This is a genomic window from Streptomyces sp. NPDC016459, from assembly GCF_040632845.1.
Lineage (GTDB): Bacteria > Actinomycetota > Actinomycetes > Streptomycetales > Streptomycetaceae > Streptomyces.
This window is the reverse complement of the sequence record NZ_JBEYCR010000004.1, coordinates 290,725-310,611: the sequence shown is the minus strand read 5'-3', so window position 1 is coordinate 310,611 and position 19,887 is coordinate 290,725. Positions and strand designations below refer to the sequence as shown.

General features: G+C 72.4%; 19 protein-coding genes. 7 read left to right on the top strand and 12 right to left on the bottom strand.

The genetic code is table 11. The annotated features are described in order from the left end of the window. Positions 1–205 precede the first annotated feature (205 nt). The 3 genes from ABZ567_RS13850 to pdhA are packed head-to-tail and all read right to left on the bottom strand — an operon-like array spanning position 206 to position 3,923. Positions 206–1,720: a dihydrolipoamide acetyltransferase family protein gene (locus ABZ567_RS13850; RefSeq protein ID WP_360788334.1), complete on the bottom strand. Its 1,515-nt coding sequence runs from the start codon at positions 1,718–1,720 to the stop codon at positions 206–208. Then, complete coding sequence (locus ABZ567_RS13845) at positions 1,720–2,766, bottom strand: alpha-ketoacid dehydrogenase subunit beta (protein ID WP_360788331.1); 1,047 nt, start codon at positions 2,764–2,766, stop codon at positions 1,720–1,722. The genes ABZ567_RS13850 and ABZ567_RS13845 overlap by 1 nt, the downstream gene beginning before the upstream one ends. Then, complete coding sequence (gene pdhA, locus ABZ567_RS13840; protein ID WP_360788826.1) at positions 2,766–3,923, bottom strand: pyruvate dehydrogenase (acetyl-transferring) E1 component subunit alpha; 1,158 nt, start codon at positions 3,921–3,923, stop codon at positions 2,766–2,768. Before pdhA ends, ABZ567_RS13845 begins: the two co-directional genes overlap by 1 nt. 177 nt (positions 3,924–4,100) lie before the next feature. Between pdhA and ABZ567_RS13835 the strand changes: the two genes are divergently transcribed. Continuing rightward, positions 4,101–4,727 (top strand): Lrp/AsnC family transcriptional regulator, encoded by a 627-nt coding sequence (locus ABZ567_RS13835; RefSeq protein WP_360788328.1) that lies wholly within the window; start codon positions 4,101–4,103, stop codon positions 4,725–4,727. 94 nt (positions 4,728–4,821) lie between these two features. Here ABZ567_RS13835 and ABZ567_RS13830 read toward each other — a convergent pair whose 3' ends face one another. Both ABZ567_RS13830 and ABZ567_RS13825 read right to left on the bottom strand, forming a co-directional pair. Further along, entirely contained in the window at positions 4,822–5,415 is a 594-nt protein-coding gene (locus ABZ567_RS13830) for a TetR/AcrR family transcriptional regulator (RefSeq protein WP_360788325.1), read from the bottom strand. Beyond that, positions 5,412–6,974 carry a 3-hydroxyacyl-CoA dehydrogenase gene (locus tag ABZ567_RS13825; protein ID WP_360788323.1) on the bottom strand — a complete coding sequence of 521 codons (1,563 nt, stop codon included), beginning with the start codon at positions 6,972–6,974 and terminating at the stop codon, positions 5,412–5,414. Before ABZ567_RS13825 ends, ABZ567_RS13830 begins: the two co-directional genes overlap by 4 nt. A gap of 124 nt (positions 6,975–7,098) precedes the next feature. Here ABZ567_RS13825 and paaN point away from each other — a divergent pair, with 124 nt between their 5' ends. Further along, positions 7,099–8,796 (top strand): phenylacetic acid degradation protein PaaN, encoded by a 1,698-nt coding sequence (gene paaN / locus ABZ567_RS13820; protein ID WP_360788320.1) that lies wholly within the window; start codon positions 7,099–7,101, stop codon positions 8,794–8,796. 79 nt (positions 8,797–8,875) lie between these two features. Here the strand turns inward: paaN and ABZ567_RS13815 are convergent, their stop codons facing one another. Genes ABZ567_RS13815 through ABZ567_RS13805 form a run of 3 tightly spaced genes read right to left on the bottom strand, consistent with a single transcriptional unit; the run spans position 8,876 to position 11,687 of the window. Then, positions 8,876–9,577, bottom strand: a complete 702-nt coding sequence (locus ABZ567_RS13815; protein ID WP_360788317.1) for a TrmH family RNA methyltransferase — start codon at positions 9,575–9,577, stop codon at positions 8,876–8,878. Continuing rightward, positions 9,574–10,869, bottom strand: a complete 1,296-nt coding sequence (locus ABZ567_RS13810) for an HTTM domain-containing protein (protein WP_360788315.1) — start codon at positions 10,867–10,869, stop codon at positions 9,574–9,576. The genes ABZ567_RS13815 and ABZ567_RS13810 overlap by 4 nt, the downstream gene beginning before the upstream one ends. Further along, a complete protein-coding gene (locus ABZ567_RS13805) occupies positions 10,866–11,687 on the bottom strand; it encodes a DUF5819 family protein (protein WP_360788312.1) in 822 nt (273 codons plus the stop codon). The genes ABZ567_RS13810 and ABZ567_RS13805 overlap by 4 nt, the downstream gene beginning before the upstream one ends. A gap of 112 nt (positions 11,688–11,799) precedes the next feature. Here ABZ567_RS13805 and paaA point away from each other — a divergent pair, with 112 nt between their 5' ends. From paaA to ABZ567_RS13780, 5 genes are read left to right on the top strand one after another with little or no spacing between them, the layout of a single operon-like run. Further along, positions 11,800–12,822, top strand: a complete 1,023-nt coding sequence (gene paaA / locus ABZ567_RS13800) for a 1,2-phenylacetyl-CoA epoxidase subunit PaaA (RefSeq protein ID WP_360788309.1) — start codon at positions 11,800–11,802, stop codon at positions 12,820–12,822. Continuing rightward, on the top strand, positions 12,819–13,106 hold the full coding sequence (gene paaB / locus ABZ567_RS13795) for a 1,2-phenylacetyl-CoA epoxidase subunit PaaB (protein ID WP_360788307.1): 288 nt from the start codon (positions 12,819–12,821) through the stop codon (positions 13,104–13,106). Before paaA ends, paaB begins: the two co-directional genes overlap by 4 nt. Then, entirely contained in the window at positions 13,103–13,840 is a 738-nt protein-coding gene (gene paaC / locus ABZ567_RS13790) for a 1,2-phenylacetyl-CoA epoxidase subunit PaaC (protein WP_360788304.1), read from the top strand. The genes paaB and paaC overlap by 4 nt, the downstream gene beginning before the upstream one ends. Continuing rightward, the gene (gene paaD, locus ABZ567_RS13785) at positions 13,834–14,340 is read left to right on the top strand and encodes a 1,2-phenylacetyl-CoA epoxidase subunit PaaD (RefSeq protein WP_360788301.1); all 507 of its coding nucleotides are present in this window, start codon (positions 13,834–13,836) and stop codon (positions 14,338–14,340) included. Before paaC ends, paaD begins: the two co-directional genes overlap by 7 nt. After that, positions 14,341–15,456, top strand: coding sequence for a 2Fe-2S iron-sulfur cluster-binding protein (locus ABZ567_RS13780; protein WP_360788298.1), 1,116 nt, complete (start codon positions 14,341–14,343; stop codon positions 15,454–15,456). It begins immediately after the preceding gene. A gap of 202 nt (positions 15,457–15,658) precedes the next feature. Here ABZ567_RS13780 and ABZ567_RS13775 read toward each other — a convergent pair whose 3' ends face one another. From ABZ567_RS13775 to ABZ567_RS13760, 4 genes are all read right to left on the bottom strand, one after another. Next, positions 15,659–16,003, bottom strand: coding sequence for a rhodanese-like domain-containing protein (locus ABZ567_RS13775; RefSeq protein ID WP_360788295.1), 345 nt, complete (start codon positions 16,001–16,003; stop codon positions 15,659–15,661). Positions 16,004–16,059: 56 nt separating this feature from the next. Then, entirely contained in the window at positions 16,060–16,857 is a 798-nt protein-coding gene (locus ABZ567_RS13770; protein ID WP_360788823.1) for a hypothetical protein, read from the bottom strand. A gap of 246 nt (positions 16,858–17,103) precedes the next feature. Further along, entirely contained in the window at positions 17,104–18,564 is a 1,461-nt protein-coding gene (locus tag ABZ567_RS13765) for a DUF2252 domain-containing protein (protein ID WP_360788292.1), read from the bottom strand. Between the two features lie 153 nt (positions 18,565–18,717). Further along, positions 18,718–19,881: a hypothetical protein gene (locus tag ABZ567_RS13760; RefSeq protein ID WP_360788289.1), complete on the bottom strand. Its 1,164-nt coding sequence runs from the start codon at positions 19,879–19,881 to the stop codon at positions 18,718–18,720. Between the last annotated feature and the right edge of the window lie 6 nt (positions 19,882–19,887).

Sequence of the window (19,887 nt, the reverse complement as noted above, 5' to 3'; positions counted from 1 at the left end):
CGAGCGGCCCGACTACCCCGAGGAAACCGACGACCCCGGGGAACGCGAACGGCCCGAGCGACCCGAACAGCCCGAGCGGCCTGAGCGGCCCGAGCGGCCCGAGCGGCCTGAGCCACCCGAGGAACCCGAGGGACCGCTGCAGGGACATCCCCCACCGCCGGGGCCGGCCGCCATGGGAGGGCGCGGCCCGGACCGGCGCTGGCCGTCAGATCGTACGGAGCAGGACCGCGGGCTGCTCGACGCAGTCCGCCACGTACCGCAGGAAACCGCCCGCCGTCCCGCCGTCGCAGACGCGGTGGTCGAAGGTGAGCGAGAGCTGCACCACCTGACGGACGGCCAGTTCGCTCTGGTGTACCCAGGGCTTGGGGATGATCCGGCCGACGCCGAGCATGGCGGCCTCGGGGTGGTTGATGATCGGCGTGGATCCGTCGACCCCGAACACCCCGTAGTTGTTGAGGGTGAACGTGCCACCCGTCAGATCGGCCGGGGTGAGCGCGGACTGCCGGGCCGACTCCGTCAGCCGGGCGAACTCCGCCGTCAGCGACTCGGCCGTGCGGGCACCCGCGTCCTTGACCACGGGGACGACGAGACCGCGCGGGGTCTGGGCGGCGAAGCCGAGGTGCACGGCCGGCAACCGCACGATCTCCCTGGCGGCGGTGTCCACGGTGGAGTTGAGCTCGGGGAACCGGGCCAGGGCATGGACGCAGATCCGGGCGAGGAGCGCGAGCAGCGAGATCTTCGGCCCGCCCGCCGCGTTCATCGCCGACCGTGCCGCCATCAGCTCGGTCGCGTCGGCGTCCACCCAACAGGTCGCGTCCGGGATCTCCGTACGGCTGCGCGACAGCTTGTCCGCCACGGCGCCACGGACCCCGCGCAGCGGAACCCGCTCACCGGCCGTAACGACGCCCGCCGGAGCAGCGGCGACCGCGGGGGCCTGGCGGGCCTCGGGGGCCTGGGGGGCGACCGCACGGTCCAGGGCCGTGAGGGCCAGCTCCACATCGGCGCGCAGGATCAGCCCCTCGGGCCCCGATCCCCGCACCTCCCGGAGGTCGAGCCCCCGGTCCCTGGCCAGCTTCCGCACGAGCGGCGAGATGACCGGCACCGGGCCCTCGTGCACTCCCCCACCCACGCGGACGGGCGCCGAAGCCGGTGAGGTGGTCGTCGAAACCGGAGCGACGGACGCCGGAGCGGGAGCGGCGGCGGTCGGCGCCGAGGCGACGGACGCCGGAGACCCGGCCGTGCCCCTCGGGACCGTTGCGGTGGGGGGCTCAGACGTCCGCGCCACGGCCGGGCTCTCGTGCCGCACCCGACGGCGCCGGGCGGCGGGCCCCGCCGTGCCGTAACCGACCAGCACGTTGCCCGAGTACTCGGACGAGACGGCGGAAGCGGCGGCCTCATCCGAGGCGCCGGAAGCCGAAGGGACGGGGGCCGAGGCGCCGGACGCCGCCGCGGCCCCGTTCCCGTCCGCGTCCGTACCGCCCACCGCGACCGTCAGAAGCGGCGCGCCGACGGGCAGCTCCGTGCCCTCCTCGCCGTACCGGGCGGTGACGACACCGCCGTACGGGCAGGGCACCTCGACCATGGCCTTGGCCGTCTCGACCTCGACGACCGGCTGGTCGATGGCGACGACGTCGCCGACGGCGACCAGCCAGCGGACGATCTCCGCCTCGGTGAGCCCCTCACCGAGGTCGGGCAGCTTGAACTCGAGCACCCGCGCCATCAGTTTCCCGCCTCCCACTGCAGCCGCGCCACCGCGTCCAGGACCCGGTCCACGCCGGGCAGATGGTGCCGCTCCAGCATGGGCGGCGGATACGGGATGTCGAAGCCCGCGACCCGCAGCACCGGTGCCTCCAGGTGGTGGAAGCAGCGCTCGGTCACCCGCGCGGCGATCTCCGCGCCGGGGCCGCCGAAGCCGGTCGACTCGTGGACCACGACCGCGCGGCCGGTGCGCCGCACCGAGGCGCAGACGGTCTCGTCGTCGAAGGGCACGAGCGAGCGCAGGTCGACGACCTCCAGGTCCCAGCCCTCGGCCTGCGCGGCCTCCGCGGCCTCCAGGCAGACCGGCACCGAAGGGCCGTAGGTGATCAGGGTGGCCCCGGTGCCCCGCCGCCGTACGACGGCCTTGCCGATCGGCTCCACGCGCGCGGGGGCTTCGGGGGACCAGTCCGACTTGGACCAGTAGAGCCTCTTGGGCTCCAGGAAGACCACGGGGTCGTCGGAGGCGATGGCCGCGCGCAGCAGCCCGTAGGCGTCCTCGACGGTGGCCGGCGTGACGACATGGAGGCCGGGGGTGGCCGTGTAGTAGGCCTCGGAGGAGTCGCTGTGGTGCTCGACGCCGCCGATCCCGCCGCCGTACGGGACACGGATGACGATCGGCATCGGCATCGCGCCGCGGGTGCGGTTCCGCATCCGCGCCACATGCGAGATCAGCTGCTCGAACGCCGGGTACGCGAACGCGTCGAACTGCATCTCGACGACCGGCCGCAGGCCGTACATGGCCATGCCGACGGCCGCCCCGAGGATGCCTGCCTCGGCCAGCGGGGTGTCCGTGCAGCGGTCCTCGCCGAACTCCTTGGCGAGCCCGTCGGTGACCCGGAAGACGCCGCCGAGCGTGCCGACGTCCTCGCCCATCACATGGACGGTCGGGTCCTCGGCCATCGCGTCACGCATGGCGCGCTGGAGCGCCTGCGCCATCGTGGCCGGCTTGGGCCTGCCGGCGTTCCCCGCGGTCCTGTCCGCCGCGGGTCCGGTCGTCGCCGTCGTCATCACGCCTCACCCTCGGCATCGAGCTCGGCGCGCAGCTGCGCCGCCTGTTCGCGCAGCTGTGTGGTCTGCTCCGCGTACACATGGGCGAAGAGGTCCATCGGGTCGAGCACCGGGTCGGCGTTCATCCGCTCGCGCAGCTCCGCGGCCATCGTCTCGGCGGCCTCCGCCGCCGCGCGCCGGCCGTCCTCGTCGAGCAGACCACGCTCCGTCAGTTCCCGTTCGAGGATGAGGATCGGGTCGTGCGCCCGCCAGGTCTCGACCTCGCCTGCCGGGCGGTAGCGGGTGGCGTCGTCGGCGTTGGTGTGGGCGTCGATCCGGTAGGTGACGGCCTCGACGAGGGTGGGGCCGCCACCGCGCCGCGCGCGGGTCACGGCCTCGGTGAGCACCTGGTGGACGGCGACCGCGTCGTTGCCGTCGACGAGCCGGCCGGGCATCCCGTATCCGACGGCCTTGTGGGCCAGGGAGGGGGCGGCGGTCTGCTTGGCGAGCGGCACGGAGATCGCGAAGCCGTTGTTCTGCACGAAGAAGACCACCGGGGCCTGCCAGACGGCCGCGAAGTTCAGCGCCTCGTGGAAGTCGCCCTCGCTGGTGCCGCCGTCGCCGACCATGGCGAGCGCGACCACGTCGTCACCCTTGAGCCGGGCCGCGTGGGCGAGGCCCACCGCGTGCGGGAGCTGGGTGGCCAGCGGGGTGCAGAGCGGCGCGATGCGGTGCTCGTGCGGGTCGTAGCCGGTGTGCCAGTCGCCGCGCAGCAGGGTCAGGGCCTGCACGGGGTCGAGGCCGCGGGCGACGGCCGCCAGGGTGTCGCGGTACGAGGGGAAGAGCCAGTCCCGGTCCTCCAGGGCGAGGGCGGCTGCGATCTCGCACGCCTCCTGGCCGGTGGTGGACGGGTACACGGCGAGGCGGCCCTGCTTGGTGAGGGCGGTGGCCTGCGTGTTGTACCGGCGGCCGCGGACCAGCTCCGCGTAGAGCCGGAGCAGCAGCGCGGGGTCGGCGTCGGCCACGGCGTCCGTGCCGAGCACGCGCAGCGGCTCGGTGTCGGGCAGCAGCGGGGCGGGGTCGGTGCGCGGCTGCCATGCCGGCGGGGTGGGCCGGTGGGCGGTGACGGCACCGGGCGGCTCTTGGACTGTCGAACTGCGCTGTTGCAACGAGTCCACCTCCTCGTGGGAGCGGGCATAACACCCGAAGGCGGGTGGCGCGAGTGTGGTGCGCCTCACCTACCGATTGTTCGGTTGTGGAGGCATTTTGGCTACAGGCACCACCAGCCTGTGGACAAACGGTTCTCCACAGCCTGGGATATGAGCAGGTCGTCCATCGGAGAGAGGCGGGGGCACATGGCGGATGAACAAATGGCCGTCGACCGGAGCGGGGCTCCGGGCGACGGGACGAGCGACGAGGCGGCAGGGGGCGCGAGCGGCGGCATGGACGGCGCCCTCGGCGGCCCTGAGGCAGAGGTGCCCGGCGAGGTCCTGAGCGCGCCCGTCGGCACGCCGACGGGCGTGCTGCCGGCCCGCCCGCTGGACGCCATCGACCGGGACATCCTGCGCCTGCTGCAGACGGACGGCCGCGCCTCGGTACGCTCCGTCGCCGAACGGGTGCACGTCTCCCGGGCCAACGCGTACGCGCGCATCAACCGGCTCATCGACGACGGGGTGATCCGCGGCTTCAGCGCCCGGGTCAACCACGAACGCGCCGGGCATGGCGCCTCCGCCTACATCACGCTCAAGATCGTCCAGAACTCCTGGCGTACGGTCCGCGAGCAGCTCAAGACGCTGCCGGGCGCCACGCACATCGCCCTGGTCAGCGGCGACTTCGACGTCCTGCTCCTGGTGCACACACCGGACAACCGGACACTGCGCGAGCTGGTGCTCACCCGGCTCCAGGCGATCCCGGAGGTGCTGTCCACCCGCACCCTGCTGGTCTTCGAGGAGACGGACCTCAACACCGACCCCCGCGGCTGAGCCCCCACCGCACCCCCCGGGGGCTCCTCAGCCGGCGGTCCACAGGCCTCGGGTGAGCCGCCCCCACGCCCTCAGCGAGCCGTCCGCAGCGCCCTCAGCGAGCCGTCCGCAGCCCGTCGAAGGCCAGACGGGCGACGGTCTCCGCGAGCTGCTCCCGCTCCGCCGTCGCGTCCGGATGCGGGCGGTACCACTCCACCAGCGAGTTGATCATGCCGAAGAGCAGCCGGGTCGCGAGACGGATGTCCACATCGGCCCTCAGATCACCCTCCTCGGCGGCGGCCTTCAGCAGCTCGGCCACCCTGTGGTCGAACTCGCGACGCCGCTCCATGGCCCACCGTTCGGTGCTCGTGTTGCCGCGCACCCGAAGGAGCAGCGTCACGTATGGCAGCTCCGCGATCAGCACCTCGACCGTCCGCCGCGTGACGTACTCGACCCGCTCGACGGCCCGGCCGCGCCCGGCGCCCGGCTCGTCGAGGATCGCGAAGAGCCCGTCCAGCGCCCGGCTGACCGCCCGCCGCAGCAGCTCCTCCTTGCCTGACACATGGTGGTAGATCGACGACTTGGAGATCCCGGCCGCCTTGGAGAGGTGCTCCATGGAGGTGCCGTCGTAGCCCCGGTCGTTGAAGATCCGGACGGCGACCGAGAGCAGCGTCTCGGGGGTGTACGTGTCGCGCTTCACGGTGGTCATCGGGAGTCCTCCGCCTCCTCGGCGTACCCCCGGCGCACGAGGGCGACGCCCGGCGCGTACCGCCCCGTCGGGTACCGCTCGTGCAGCTCCCCCAGGAGCCCGGACATCCGCTGGTATCCCACCTCGGCGGCCCACTCCAGCGGGCCGACGGGGTAGTTGACCCCGAGCCGCATCGCCGTGTCCACGTCCTCGGCGGTCGCGACGCCCCGGTCGACGGCGTCGGCCGCGATGTCGGCCAGCATGGCGACCGTACGGGCCACGATCATGCCGGGCACGTCACCGATCACGGAGACCTTCTTGCCGAGGGCCTGGAAGAGGCCCACGGCCTTGTCCAGGGTCTCGGGCGCCGTGCCCTCCCTGGTGGAGAGGACGATCCGGCTCGCGCGCGCGTAGTCCAGTGCGAGGTCGAAGTAGACGATCTCCTCCCGGGGGTACTCGAAGGAGCTCTCCCCGTCCGCGAGGTTGAGCTCACCCCCGCCGGGCAGCTCGATGAATCCGAAGCCCTTCTTGCGCCGGACCTCGATCCCCGCCTCCTCGAAGAGCCCCACCAGCGGCTCGGCGGGACCCAGGTCACCCCGGACGACGATCTTCGTGGGGGCCTTCGCCGGCGGCGCCGTGTGCGGCTTCGGCCGCTCGGCGCCCTCCGCGTACGAGAACCAGCCCTGGCCGGTCTTGCGGCCGAGGCGCCCGGACTCCACGAGCCGCCGCTGAGCGAGCGAGGGCGTGAACTTCGGGTCCCGGTGGAAGGACTCCCACACGGACCGGGTGACGGCCTCGTTGACGTCCTGGCCGATGAGGTCGGTCAGCTCGAAGGGGCCCATGCGGAAGCCTCCGCAGTCGCGCAGGGCCGCGTCGATGGTGGCGGGATCGGCGGCGCCCTCCTCGTAGACCCGCAGGGCCTCCGCGTAGAAGGGGCGCGCGACCCGGTTGACGATGAAGCCGGGAGTGTCCGCGCAGCGCACCGGCGTCTTGCCCCAGCCCTTCATCGTGTCGTACGCGCGCGTGGCGACGTCCGGGTTGGTGGCGAAGCCGCTGACGACCTCGACGAGCGGGAGCAGCGGCGCCGGGTTGAAGAAGTGCAGTCCGACGAACCGGCCGGGCAGCCGCAGTCCTCCCGCGATGGCGGTGACGGAGAGCGAGGAGGTGTTGGTGGCGAGGACGGCGTCGTCGCCGACGACGTTCTCCAGGTCGGCGAAGAGCTGCTGCTTGACGGGGAGCAGTTCGACGATCGCCTCGACGACGAGCGCCGCGTCGGCGAGTTCGGCCAGGTCCTCCGCGGCGTGCAGCCGCCCGACGGCGGCCTCGCGCGCGGTGGCGTCGAGCCTGCCCTTCTCGACGAGCCGGTCCAGGCGGGCGGTGAGGGCGGCGACGGCCTCACCGGCGCGGCCCGGGGCGCTGTCGTAGAGGCGCACGGGGTGGCCGGCGACCAGGGCGACCTGGGCGATGCCCTGGCCCATGGTCCCCGTGCCGACGACGGCGACGGTGCGGTCCTGTGCGAGGGCGGTGGGCTCACTGGCGGTCACGTCGTCGCTCCCCCTGACGGTCACGTTGGCGCTCATAGGGGTGATCCTCCCCGATGGGTTTTCCACAGGATCGACGGACCCCCTTGTCCCGACCGATCGTTCGGTTACTCTAACTCCGTACGCGTCTCCCTGCCCAGCTCGACGAGGAGTTGGTCCATCCATGGCCACCGCTCAGCTGACCACCGACCGTCTGGCCGAGAAGCACCGGTCCACGCTCGACCAGGCGCTCGACACCATCCGGACCCGTGCCTACTGGTCGCCGTACCCCGAGCACCCGAAGGCGTACGGGGCGGACGGCTCGCTCGACGCGGCGGCGGGCCTCGCCGCCCATCAGGCCACGTTGAGCAGTCGCTTCGAGCTCGACCAGCCCGGCACGGACGGCTGGACCGGCGGCGAGACCTCGCCGTACGGCCCGTCGCTCGGCATCGAGTACCCGCACGCGGACATCGACGTCCTGCTGCCCGCGATGCGCGCGGGGACGGGCGCCTGGCGCGACGCGGGGGCCGAGGCCCGCGCCTTGGTCTGCCTGGAGATCCTCGCCCGGATCTCCGCCCGCACCCATGAGTTCGCCCATGCCGTGATGCACACCAGCGGGCAGGCGTTCATGATGGCGTTCCAGGCCGGCGGCCCGCACGCGCAGGACCGGGGCCTCGAAGCCGTGGCGTACGCCTACGCGGAGCAGACCCGCACCCCCGCGGGACGCGCCGACTGGTCCAAGCCCCAGGGCAAGCGCGACCCCCTGGAGTTGAGCAAGGAGTTCACCCCGGTCGGCCGCGGCGTCGCCCTGGTGATCGGCTGCAACACCTTCCCCACGTGGAACGGCTACCCGGGCCTGTTCGCCTCCCTCGCCACCGGCAACCCGGTCCTCGTCAAGCCGCACCCGCGCGCGGTCCTGCCGCTCGCGCTCACCGTCCGTGTCGCCCGCGAGGTGCTCGCCGAGGCCGGCTTCGACCCGAACCTGGTCGCGCTCGCCGTCGAGCGGCCGGGCGAGGGCATCGCCAAGACGCTGGCCGTGCGTCCCGAGATCCGGATCATCGACTACACCGGTTCCACCGAGTTCGGCGACTGGCTGGAGGCCAACGCCCGGCAGGCCCAGGTCTACACCGAGAAGGCCGGCGTCAACACGGTCGTGGTCGACTCGACCGACGACTACAAGGGCATGCTCGCCAACCTGGCGTTCTCGCTGTCCCTGTACAGCGGCCAGATGTGCACCACCCCACAGAACCTCCTGATCCCCCGCGAGGGCATCGCCACCGACCAGGGCCCCAAGTCGTACGACGAGGTCGTCGCGGACCTCGCGGCGTCCGTCGACGGTCTGCTCGGCGACGACGCCCGGGCGAACGGTCTGCTCGGCACCCTGGTCAACCCGGACGTGAAGGCGCGCCTGGAGGCCGCGGCGGGTCTCGGTGAGGTGGCGCTCGCCTCCCGCGAGGTGGCCAACCCGGAGTACCCGGACGCCGTGGTGCGTACGCCGGTCATCGTGAAGCTGGACGGCTCCAAGCCGGACGCCCAGGCCGCGTACTTCTCGGAGTGCTTCGGACCGGTCTCCTTCGCCGTCTCGGTGGACTCCACCGACGACGCTCTGGAGCTGCTGCGGCGCACGGTGCGGGAGAAGGGCGCGATGACGGTCGGGGCCTACACGACGTCGGCGGAGACCGAGCGCGCGGTGGAGGAGGTCTGCCTGGAGGAGTCGGCCCAGCTCTCGCTGAACCTCACGGGCGGGGTGTACGTGAACCAGACCGCCGCGTTCTCCGACTTCCACGGCTCCGGCGGCAACCCGGCGGCGAACGCGGCCCTGTGCGACGGCGCCTTCGTCTCCAACCGCTTCCGGGTGGTGGAGGTCCGCCGCCAGGCCTGAGGCACGCGCGCGTGGAGGCTCCACGGGGGGCCTCCACGCCCGCTGGGGGCTGGGGACCTCCGGGGGGCCGGGGCCCCCTCTAGGGGCTCTCGATCTCCGCGTAGCGCTGCACCCAGGCGTGCATGGCGATGGCGGCGGCGGCCCCGGCGTTGATCGAGCGGGTCGAGCCGAACTGGGCGATCGAGCAGACCATCTCGACGTGGGCGCGGGCCTCCTCGGTGAGTCCCGGGCCCTCCTGCCCGAAGAGCAGCACGCAGCGGCGGGGCAGCACGGTCCGCTCCAGCGGTACGGCGCCCGGCAGGTTGTCGATGCCGATGACCGCGATGCCCTCGGCCGCCGCCCACGAGATCAGCGACTCGGTGTCCGGGTGATGCCGGACGTGCTGGTAGCGGTCGGTGACCATGGCGCCCCGGCGGTTCCAGCGCCGGCGGCCCACGATGTGGACCTCCTTCGCGAGGAAGGCATTGGCGGTCCGTACGACCGAGCCGATGTTGAAGTCGTGGCCCCAGTTCTCCACGGCCACATGGAAGTCATGGCGCCGGGTGTCCAGGTCGGCGACGACCGCCTCCCGCGTCCAGTACCGGTAACGGTCCACGACGTTGCGCCGGTCGCCGCCGGCGAGCAGCTCGGGGTCGTATCGCTCGTCCTCGGGCCACGGCCCCGGATGCGGCCCGACGCCGACCTCGGGGCCGAAGCCCTCGTCGTACTGAGCCGGTTCGACGGCCCCGGCAGCGGCCTCGACTCCGGCCTCGGCCGCGGGCTTCTCTTCGGTGGTGCTCACCCGACGAGGGTACGGGGACCGTGCTCCTCACCCGTACGGCGCTGCTCGGGCAGTGCCCCGGCGGGCGGGCGCCGCAGCAGCCGGTCCCGGCGGCGCGCGACCCACGCGCCGAGCGCCACCAGGAAGGGCGTCGGCAGGAAGACGGCGTCGGCGGAGATCATCGCGAGCGAGAAGACCGGGAGTCCGAGGAGCACCGCGATCCCGGCGTGCTCCAGCATCATCGCGACCAGCAGGACGTTCTTGACCTTGCGGTGGAAGAGCGTGAAGGGGAAGGCAACCTGGATGATCACCGTGCCGTAGGTCAGCAGCATCACCATGACCCCGCTGGCTCCGAGCAGCTCGGAGAGGGCCGGCCAGGGCGTGAAGTAGTCGAGGTTGAGCGGGTAGAACAAGGCGGTGCCGTCCTGCCAGCGCGAGCCCTGGATCTTGTACCAGCCGGCCGTGGCGTAGATCAGACAGACCTCCGCCATGATCACGAACAGGGCCGTGTTGTGCGCGAGGTGGGCGAGGGCGTCGAGCAGGGTGCGCGGTTCGTCCGGCGCGTACCGGCGGACCAGCCACCACAGGCCGTTGCCGAGCCACAGGACCCATAGCAGGACGGGCAGCCACCACTCGCCGGTGATCTCGCTGAACCAGGTCGTGGCGAGGAGGAAGCCTCCGAGCACGGTCCACAGCAGCGGGCCGACGCGATCGTCGCGCGGTGGCTCGCCCGCCACGGCGGCGCGCACGTCGCGGGCCGCCCGCCGGGCGTCGAGGGACCACACCTGGGCGCAGCGGGTCAGCACGAGGTAGATCGCGGCGAGGTGCAGGACGTTGTCGCCGCCGTCGCCGACGAAGACGGAGCGGTTCTGCAGCGAGAGCACCCCGACCATGAAGACCACCGAGACGGCCCGGGTGCGCCAGCCGACCAGGAGGAGCACGGCGGAGAGCACGGCGAGCCCGTAGACGAACTCGAACCAGATCCGGCCGTCCGACCACATGAGGACGGTGAACGAGCGGTTGTCGGCGATCAGCCGCCGGGCCATCTCCCAGGACCAGGGACCGTCGGGACCGTACAGCTCGTGGCGGTGCGGCAGCTCGCGCAGCAGGAAGATCAGCCAGGTCAGCGAGAAGCCGATCCGCACGATCGCGGTCTGGTAGGGGCCGAGGGAGCGGCCCGTGACGTTCTGGACGGCGCGGGCGAGCCGGCGGTCGAAAGGCTCGCGGGTACGCGCGCGCGTGTCGGTGCCCGCGGCAGGGCCAGGGCCAGGGACCGGGGGAGTGGGGGTGGGGGCAGGGCTGCGGGTGCTCATCGGTCCGCCTCCGTGCGGCTGCGGCCGGCCACCGCGTGGCTCCGGTCGGGTTCGGCGGGCCGGTCGGCCTCGGTGACCGGCCACCACGGGAAGTCGCGGTAGGAGGGGGCGGTGTCGGTCTCCTCCGTGCTCCACCGGGGGGCGGCGACGGGCCGGGTGACGGTACGCAGCTGGACCCGCCGTACGTCCCCGGTGATCGTCCGCCCGTCGGGGCCTTCGAGGGCGGGGAGAGCGTCGAGGCGGAGCATCGCGATCCGGCGCATGTACTCCTCCGAGAGGCGGCCGCGCGACCCGTTGGGGCGGTCGTCGTCGGAGTGCGAGCCGAGGTAGAAGTCCACGGCCCGACGGAGTTCGTTCTGCTGGGCGTGGCTGGGCAGGGGGTTGTGGCGGATCGTCTCGGTGTCCTGGGCGGTGAGGTCGATCCAGCCGGTCGTGCTCAGGGCGCCGTCGGCGGTGGCGAGCTCGGCGCGGACCTCGACCGAGATGTTGTGCTGGAGCGGATTGGGCGCGAAGAGCTTCCAGTTCTGTTCGAACTCGGGGTAGACCCAGTCGTCGACGGCCTGACCGTGCCGTTTGGTCAGCGTGTTGGACGGCGCCACGTGCAGGAACACCATCGCCAGATGGACGCAGGCGAACACCCCCGCGACGGCCAGCGCCACGGCGAGGACGACCTGGTAGGGCAGGGAGAGAGCCATGATCCCTGTGGTCGCGCTGTCCGCCGCGGGAGTGGTTTCCGGAGTGTCGGCGAGGAGCTCCGCCGGGGCCGCAGGAGGGCCGTCGTGCACGTCAGCCGCGTCCCTCTCGACGTCCGCGTCCATTCCGCCCCGATCCCGATCGGCCCACCTCGGTTATCCACAGGGTTGACACCATACGGGCCGTCGACTCACCATTGAAGTCATTCAACCGAACGATCGGTCGGTAGGGGGTCCGATGACCGCAGTGACGGCAGGGACGGCAGTGACCACGGGCGTGCCCGGCGTGTCGGACGCGGCCGTGGCGGCGGAGCAGGCCGCTCACGAGGCCGTGTTCGACGCCGCCGTGGCCGCCGATGAGCGAATCGAGCCGCGCGACTGGATGCCCGAGGCCTACCGGGCCTCGCTCGTCCGGCAGATCGCGCAGCACGCCCACTCCGAGATCATCGGCATGCAGCCGGAGGCGAACTGGATCACCCGCGCGCCCTCACTACGGCGCAAGGCGATCCTCATGGCCAAGGTCCAGGACGAGGCCGGCCACGGCCTGTACCTGTACAGCGCGGCCGAAACCCTCGGCACCAGCCGGGACGAGCTGCTCGACAAGCTCCACTCAGGCCGCCAGAAGTACTCCTCGATCTTCAACTACCCGACGCTGACCTGGGCCGACGTCGGCGCGATCGGCTGGCTGGTGGACGGGGCCGCGATCACCAACCAGGTCCCGCTCTGCCGCTGCTCGTACGGGCCGTACGCCCGCGCGATGGTCCGGGTCTGCAAGGAGGAGTCCTTCCACCAGCGCCAGGGGTACGAGGCACTGCTCGCCCTCTCCCGGGGCACCGAGGCCCAGCACGCCATGGCGCAGGACGCGGTGGACCGCTGGTGGTGGCCCTCCCTGATGATGTTCGGCCCCCCGGACGACGAGTCGGCGCACTCCGCCCAGTCGATGGCCTGGAAGATCAAGCGCCACTCCAACGACGAACTCCGCCAGCGCTTCGTCGACATCGCCGTGCCGCAGGCCGAGGCGCTCGGACTCACCCTCCCCGACCCCGACCTCCGGTGGAACGAGGAGCGCGGGCACTACGACTTCGGCCCGATCGACTGGGCCGAGTTCCGGGACGTCCTCAAGGGCAACGGCCCCTGCAACGACCAGCGGCTGAGCAAGCGACGCCAGGCCCACGAGGACGGCGCCTGGGTCAGGGAAGCGGCGACCGCCCACGCGGAGAAGCACAAGCACACCGGCAAGGACGGGGAGGCACAGGCATGACGAGCGACGGTTGGCCACTGTGGGAGGTGTTCGTGCGCTCCCGCCGCGGACTGTCCCACACCCACGCGGGCAGTCTCCACGCGCCCGACGCGGAGATGGCCCTGCGCAACGCCCGCGACCTGTACACCCGCAGGAGCGAAGGCGTGTCGCTCTGGGTCGTCCCCTCCACGGAGATCACCGCCTCCTCCCCCGACGAGAAGGACCCCTTCTTCGAGCCGGCCGCGGACAAGGCCTACCGCCACCCGACGTTCTACGAGATCCCGGAGGGGGTGAAGCACCTGTGAGCACCCCCGACACGCGCGAGGGCACCGTGATCGCCGGAGCCGCCCTCGCCCTCGGCGACGACGCCCTCGTCCTCTCCCACCGCCTGGGGGAGTGGGCAGGCTCCGCCCCCGTCCTGGAGGAGGAGGTCGCCCTGGCCAACATCGCACTGGACCTCCTCGGCCAGGCCCGCATCCTGCTCTCACTCGTCGGCGACGAGGACGAACTGGCGTACCTGCGCGAGGAGCGTTCCTTCCGCAACGTCCAACTGGTCGAGCAGCCGAACGGCGACTTCGCCCACACCATCGCCCGACAGCTCTACTTCTCCACCTACCAGCGCCTTCTTTACGGGCAGCTCGCGTCCGGCGACGGACCCTTCGCCGGCCTCGCGGCCAAGGCCGTCAAGGAGGTCGCCTACCACCAGGACCACGCCGAGCAGTGGACCCTGCGCCTCGGCGACGGCACCGCCGAGAGCCACGAGCGGATGCGCAGGGCCAGCGAGGCCCTCTGGCGGTACACGGGCGAGCTGTTCCAGCCCGTCGAAGGCCTCGACCTGGACCACGCGGCCATGGAGAGCGCCTGGCTGGCCTCGGTGACGGACGTCCTCGGCAGGGCCACGCTCACCGTGCCCTCCGGGCCCCGCACCGGCGCCTGGCGCGCGGGAGCCGGACGACAGGGCCTGCACACCGAACCCTTCGGACAGATGCTCGCCGAGATGCAGCACCTGCACCGCAGCCACCCGGGGGCGACATGGTGACCATGACCGCCCTGGAGGAGGAACTGAGCCGGATCGCCGGCGCCGTCCTCGACCCCGAGCTGCCCGTCATCACCCTGGCCGAGCTCGGCGTGCTGCGCGGCGTCCAGGTCACCGGCCCCGGCCGGGTCGAGGTCGCCCTCACCCCGACGTACACGGGCTGCCCCGCCGTCGAGGCCATGACCTCGGACATCGAGCGCGCGCTCCACGAGCACGGAGTGCCGGAAGTCTCCGTCGTCACGGTCCTCGCCCCCGCATGGTCCACCGACGACATCAGCGAGGAAGGCCGCCGGAAGCTGGCCGAGTTCGGCGTCGCTCCGCCGCGCCCCCAGGGCCCCGCGGGCCCCGACGGCGGACCGGTGCCGCTGACCCTGGCGATCCGCTGCCCCCACTGCGGCTCCACCGACACCGAGCTCCTCAGCCGCTTCTCCTCGACCGCGTGCAAGGCACTGCGCCGCTGCACCGCCTGCCGCGAACCGTTCGACCACTTCAAGGAGTTGTAGATGGCGACCTCAGGCTCCCCCAGCCCCCGCCGGGAGGGATCCCCGGGGCGGGCCGGGTTCCATCCGCTCAAGGTGAGCGAGGTCGAGCGGCTCACCGACGACTCCGTGGCCGTCACCTTCGCCGTCCCACCCGAACTCCACGAGGCGTACCGACACCTCCCCGGCCAACACCTCGCCCTGCGCCGCAGCAGCGAAGCGGGAGAGGAGATCCGCCGCACGTACTCCATCTGCGCTCCCGCCGCCCCGGCCGGCGAACCCCCCGTCCTGCGCGTCGGCATCCGTCTCGTCGACGGCGGCTCGTTCTCGACGTACGCGCTCAAGGAACTGGCCGTCGGTGACCTCGTCGAGGTCATGGAGCCCATGGGCCGCTTCACCCTCGCCCCGCGCCCCGGCCACTTCGCGGCCGTCGTCGGCGGCAGCGGCATCACCCCCGTCCTGTCGATCGCGGCCACCCTGCTCGCCCGCGAACCGGAAGCCCGGTTCTGCCTGGTGCGGAGCGATCGCACCGCCGCGTCCACGATGTTCCTCGACGAGGTCGCCGACCTGAAGGACCGCTACCCCGACCGCTTCCAGCTGGTCACCGTCCTCTCCCGGGAGGAACAGCAGGCGGGACTGCCGTCCGGTCGGCTCGACCGCGAGCGGCTCGCCGAACTGCTGCCCGCGCTGCTGCCGGTCGACACGATCGACGGCTGGTTCCTCTGCGGCCCCTTCGGACTCGTGCAGGGCGCCGAGCGGGCACTGCGCGGCCTCGGGGTCGACCGCGGCCGGATCCACCAGGAGATCTTCCACGTCGACGACGGCTCCGCGCCCACCGCGGTCCCCGCGACCGACACGCCCGCGCACGCCACCCTGACCGCGACCCTGCACGGCCGATCCGGCAGCTGGCCGGTGGACCGGGGCGAGACCCTCCTCGACACAGTGCTCCGCGCCCGAGCCGACGCCCCGTACGCCTGCAAGGGCGGAGTGTGCGGCACCTGCCGCGCCTTCCTCGTCGGCGGAGAGGTACGGATGGACCGCAACTTCGCACTGGAACCGGAGGAGACCGAAGCCGGATACGTCCTCGCCTGCCAGTCCCACCCGGTCACGGCGGACGTGGAGTTGGACTTCGACCGCTGACGAGGCGCCGACCTGCTCCCCCGCACACACGACGACCTCGGCCTCGCCGCCCAGTACTTCACCCACGGCGAGCTCCGCGCCGAAGTGCGGCTCGACTTCGTAGCCTCCACCACACCGACGTCATTCGGCCCCGCCGCGGCCCACGAGGAGGCCTAGGGCGACCTGCTGGCCGCCCACCCCCTCGGCTAGGCGCCGGTGGACATCAGAGGACGAACGCCGGGCTGCCGTCCCCCGTCACCATCGGACGCCCGGCACCGTCCCAGGCGAGCATCCCGCCGTCGACGTTCACCGCGTCGAAGCCCTGCTGCACCAGATACTGCGTGACCTGCGCCGACCGGCCACCGACCCGGCACATCACATACGCGCGACCACGCTCGGCCACGGCCTCCGTCACCTCGCCGAAGCGGCCCACGAAGTCGCTCATCGGCACGTGCAGCGCGCCCTCGACATGACCGGCCGCCCACTCGTCGTCCTCCCTGACGTCCAGCACCAGGGCATCCGCCGGCACGGAAGCCGCGTCCACCGAGGGCAGCGGGGAGAAATTCATGGGACCGGCCTTCTCTCGTCAGTACCGCCCGAAGGAGATCGAGCGCACGGAAAAACCTACTGCACCAGTTCGGACAGCTCGTTCTCCCGCTCGGAGACCTGCGCGAGCAGCTGCTCCGCGATCTCCTCCAGGAGCCGGTCCGGGTCGTCCGGCGCCATCCGCAGCATCGCCCCGATCGCGCTCTCCTCCAGCTCGCGCGCCAGCGCCGACAGCATGTCCTTGCGCTGCGCCAGCCACTCCAGACGCGCGTACAGCTCCTCGCTCTCGCTGAGCCGCTCGACCGGCACGGGACCGGCCTCCCACTCCGCGGAGAGCTCACGGAGCAGTGCCTCGTCGCCCCGGGCGTAGGCGGCGTTCACCCGCGTGATGAACTCCTCGCGCCGCTTCCGCTCGTCCTCCTCGCGGGCCAGGTCGGGGTGGGCCTTGCGGGCCAGCTCCCGGTAGAGCCTGCGGACCTCCTCGCCCGGGCGAACCCTCTTCGGCGGCTGCACCGGCCGGTCGGTGAGCATGGCCTCCGCCTCGGGGGAGAGGCCGTCGGAGTCGATCCAGTCGTGGAACAGTTCGTCCACCCCGGGCATCGGCATGACCGCGGCCCGCGCCTCCTGCGCCCGCCGCAGATCCTCGGGGTCACCGCTGCGTGCCGCCCGTGCCTCGGCGATCCGGGCGTCGAGCTCGTCGAGCCGCGCGTACATCGGGCCGAGCTTCTGGTGGTGCAGCCGCGAGAAGTTGTCCACCTCGACCCGGAAGGTCTCGACGGCGATCTCGAACTCGATCAGTGCCTGCTCAGCCACCCGCACAGCCCGCTCAAGCCGAGCCTCGGGCCGCTGATCCCCAGGCCTCTCGCCCCCGGGCAGCTCGGCCTCGGACCGCTCGTCCCCAGGCTCCTCGGCCCTGGGCCGCTCGTCCCCGGGCCCTTCGTTCACACCCTGGTCCACGCTCACGTCCACGCCCGCCCAGTCCTCGTTCGGCCTCGTCCCCCCAGCCTACGGGCCTGAGAGGACCTCGGGGGCCTCCCCCTCCCCCCTCCCGCCCCCGCCCCCGCCCCCGCCCCCGCCTACTGCTACCGCCCGCTCCCCACCTCCCCCGAGACCCCCCAGCCGTCAGACGCCCAGTTCCGCCGCTATGCGGCCCGCGCGGACCGCCGAGAGCAGGTCGGCGTGGTCGGCGGTGGTGGTGTCCGCGTAGGAGACGGCGAAGGAGGCGACGGCCTCGTCGAACCGGTCGTTCTTGCCGCAGTACCCGGCTATCAGGCGCGGGTCGGCGCTGTGGGCGTGGGCGCGGGCCAGCAGCGCGCCGGTCATCCGGCCGTAGTCGTCGACCTGCTCGACGGTGAGGGCGGCGGGGTCGACGCTGCCCTTGCGGTTGCGGAACTGGCGCACCTGGAAGGGGCGCCCGTCGACCGTGGTCCAGCCGAGCAGGATGTCGCTGACGACCTGCATCCGCTTCTGTCCGAGCACCACCCGTTGCCCCTCGTGGCCGGGCTCCGGCAGGGGGAAACCCACGGCCGGCAGATGCGGCAGCAGCGCGGACGGACGGGCCTCCTTCACCTGGAGCACGAGCGGCTCTCCTCGGTGGTCGAGGAGCAGGACGACATAGGAACGGGTGCCGACGCTGCCGGTGCCGACCACCCGGAAGGCCACGTCGTGAACGGCGTACCGCGCGAGCAGCGGCAGTCTGTCCTCGGACACCGTCTCCAGGTACGGGCCGAGGGAGGCGGCGACGACGGCGGCCTCGGCGTCCGGGACCCTGCGCAGGACCGGGGCGGCGTCGACGAACCGGCGGCCGCCGCCCTCCGCGTCGGTCACGGCCTCGGTCGACCGGGCGGCGAACCGGGCGCTCGTGTTGTTGCGGGCCTTGGCGGACACCTCTTCCAGGGTGCCGAGGAGATCACGGGCGTCGGTGTGCGAGACGAGTTCCTCGTCGGCGATCGCGTTCCAGGCGTCGAGCGCGGGGAGCCGGGCGAGCAGTCGCATGGTGCGCCGGTAGGCGCCGACGGTGTCGAAGGCGGCGGCCCGGCACATCTCCTCGCTCGCGCCCACCTCACGGCCCGCGAGGACCAGGGACGTCGCGAGCCGCTTGAGGTCCCACTCCCAGGGGCCGACGACGGTCTCGTCGAAGTCGTTGAGGTCCATGACGAGGCGGCCGCGGGCGTCGCCGTAGAGCCCGAAGTTGGCGGCGTGGGCGTCGCCGCACAACTGGGCGGCTATCCCTGTGACGGGGGTGTCGGCGAGATCGTGGGCCATCAGTCCGGCGGATCCGCGAAGGAACGCGAAGGGGCTGGCCGCCATCCTGCCGATCCGTATCGGCGCGAGCTCGGGGACTCGGTCGCGGCTCGACTCCTCGACGGCCCGGACCGCGTCCGGCCGGTCGGCGGCGAGGGCCGGACGGGAGTGGGCGGAGCGTGGGACCCGCTCCCTGAGCTTCTTGCCCCGCTCCTTTTGGTCGCTCCCGCCACCGAGGGCGGCGCGCCGCGCGAACCCCGGTACGTGCGGGACGCGCACGTCCTCCGGGCTTCCGTCCGAACCGCGCTGTTCCGGTACTCCGGCCAGGATCTCGTCCATGGCACGCCCTCCCCCGATGTGTAAGTCCAACATCATCCGAGGCTGACGGTACCGCCGCACCCGAGCGAGCGTCTCCCCCTGTGGACAACGCCGGCCACCCGCCTGTGGACAACTATGCGGACAGGCCGACGGCGGACGGGTCCCGCGACGGCCTCAGACCGCCACAGCCTCCTCCATCTCCTCCTCGGCCTCCTCCTTCTGAGCCCTCTCCTCCCGAGCCCTCTCCTCCCGAGCCCTTTTGTCCTCGGCCTTCTCCCTCTCAGCCCTCTCCTCCTCAGCCCTCTCCTCCTGGGTCCTGGCCGCGCCGCGCGTGCCCTGTGCCGGCCCGCCCGCGCGGCCACGCCTCGCCTCCGTGATCCCGGCGGCGGTGACGAGGGCTGCTCCGACGAGGAACCAGAGGGCGAGGACGAGGACGTGCCCGCCGAGCGCGTGCCCGCCGAAGTACACATGGCCGCGTACGCCCTCGATGAAGCCCGCGCCGTTCCAGAACGCGTGCAGTGCGCCGAAGAAGCCGGGCTGGAGCTCTGGCCGGTAGATGCCGCCGGAGCTCGTGAAGTTGAGCATGACGAAGAGGACCATCACACCGAGCGTGGTCCAGCGGCGCAGGAAGGTGTGGAGGCCGACACCGACGAGCAGGATGCCCGCCGCGTACAGCCAGGACAGCGCCCACACGCCACCGAGTCCCTGGTCGACCAGGTGGAATACCGGTCCGGCGAAGAGAGTCCCGATCAGGCTGACGACGAGGGACATCCCTGCCGCGAGGAGGACCCGCACGCGCATGGGCAGGACGGCACCGGCTCCGCCGATGACGGCGACCGACGCGTACGCGCCGATGCTGAGGGCGACGAGCAGGAAGAAGACGCCCTGGCCGGTGGGGTCGCCGGAGGCGACGGGCGCCACGTCGGTGACCTTGAGCGGGGCGTCCTGGTCGGCGGCGACCTTGGTGAACACCTTCTCCACGGCCATGGCGCTGGTGTCGGAGGAGGCCGAGGCGATGAGCAGTTCGGGCTTCTCACCGGGGACGTAGGCACCGAAGCTGCCCTGCTCGCGCAAGGCGGCGACGGCCGTGTCCCGGTCGGCGACGGTACGGACGTCGAGGGCGCCGGCGCCCTTGTCCTGGAGGGTCTGCGCGAGGATCTGGGCGGTGGGCCCGGAGCCGACGACGTCGACGCGCAGATCGTGGGGTGCGGGGGCGTGGAACGCGCCGAGGTAGGCGAGCCCCATGCCGACGCACATCAGCAACGGGGTGAGCAGATGTCCGAGGACGTGCCGCAGCGCCCCGGTGGTGTTCGGTCCTGCGGACACCGCGACCTCCATGGTTGG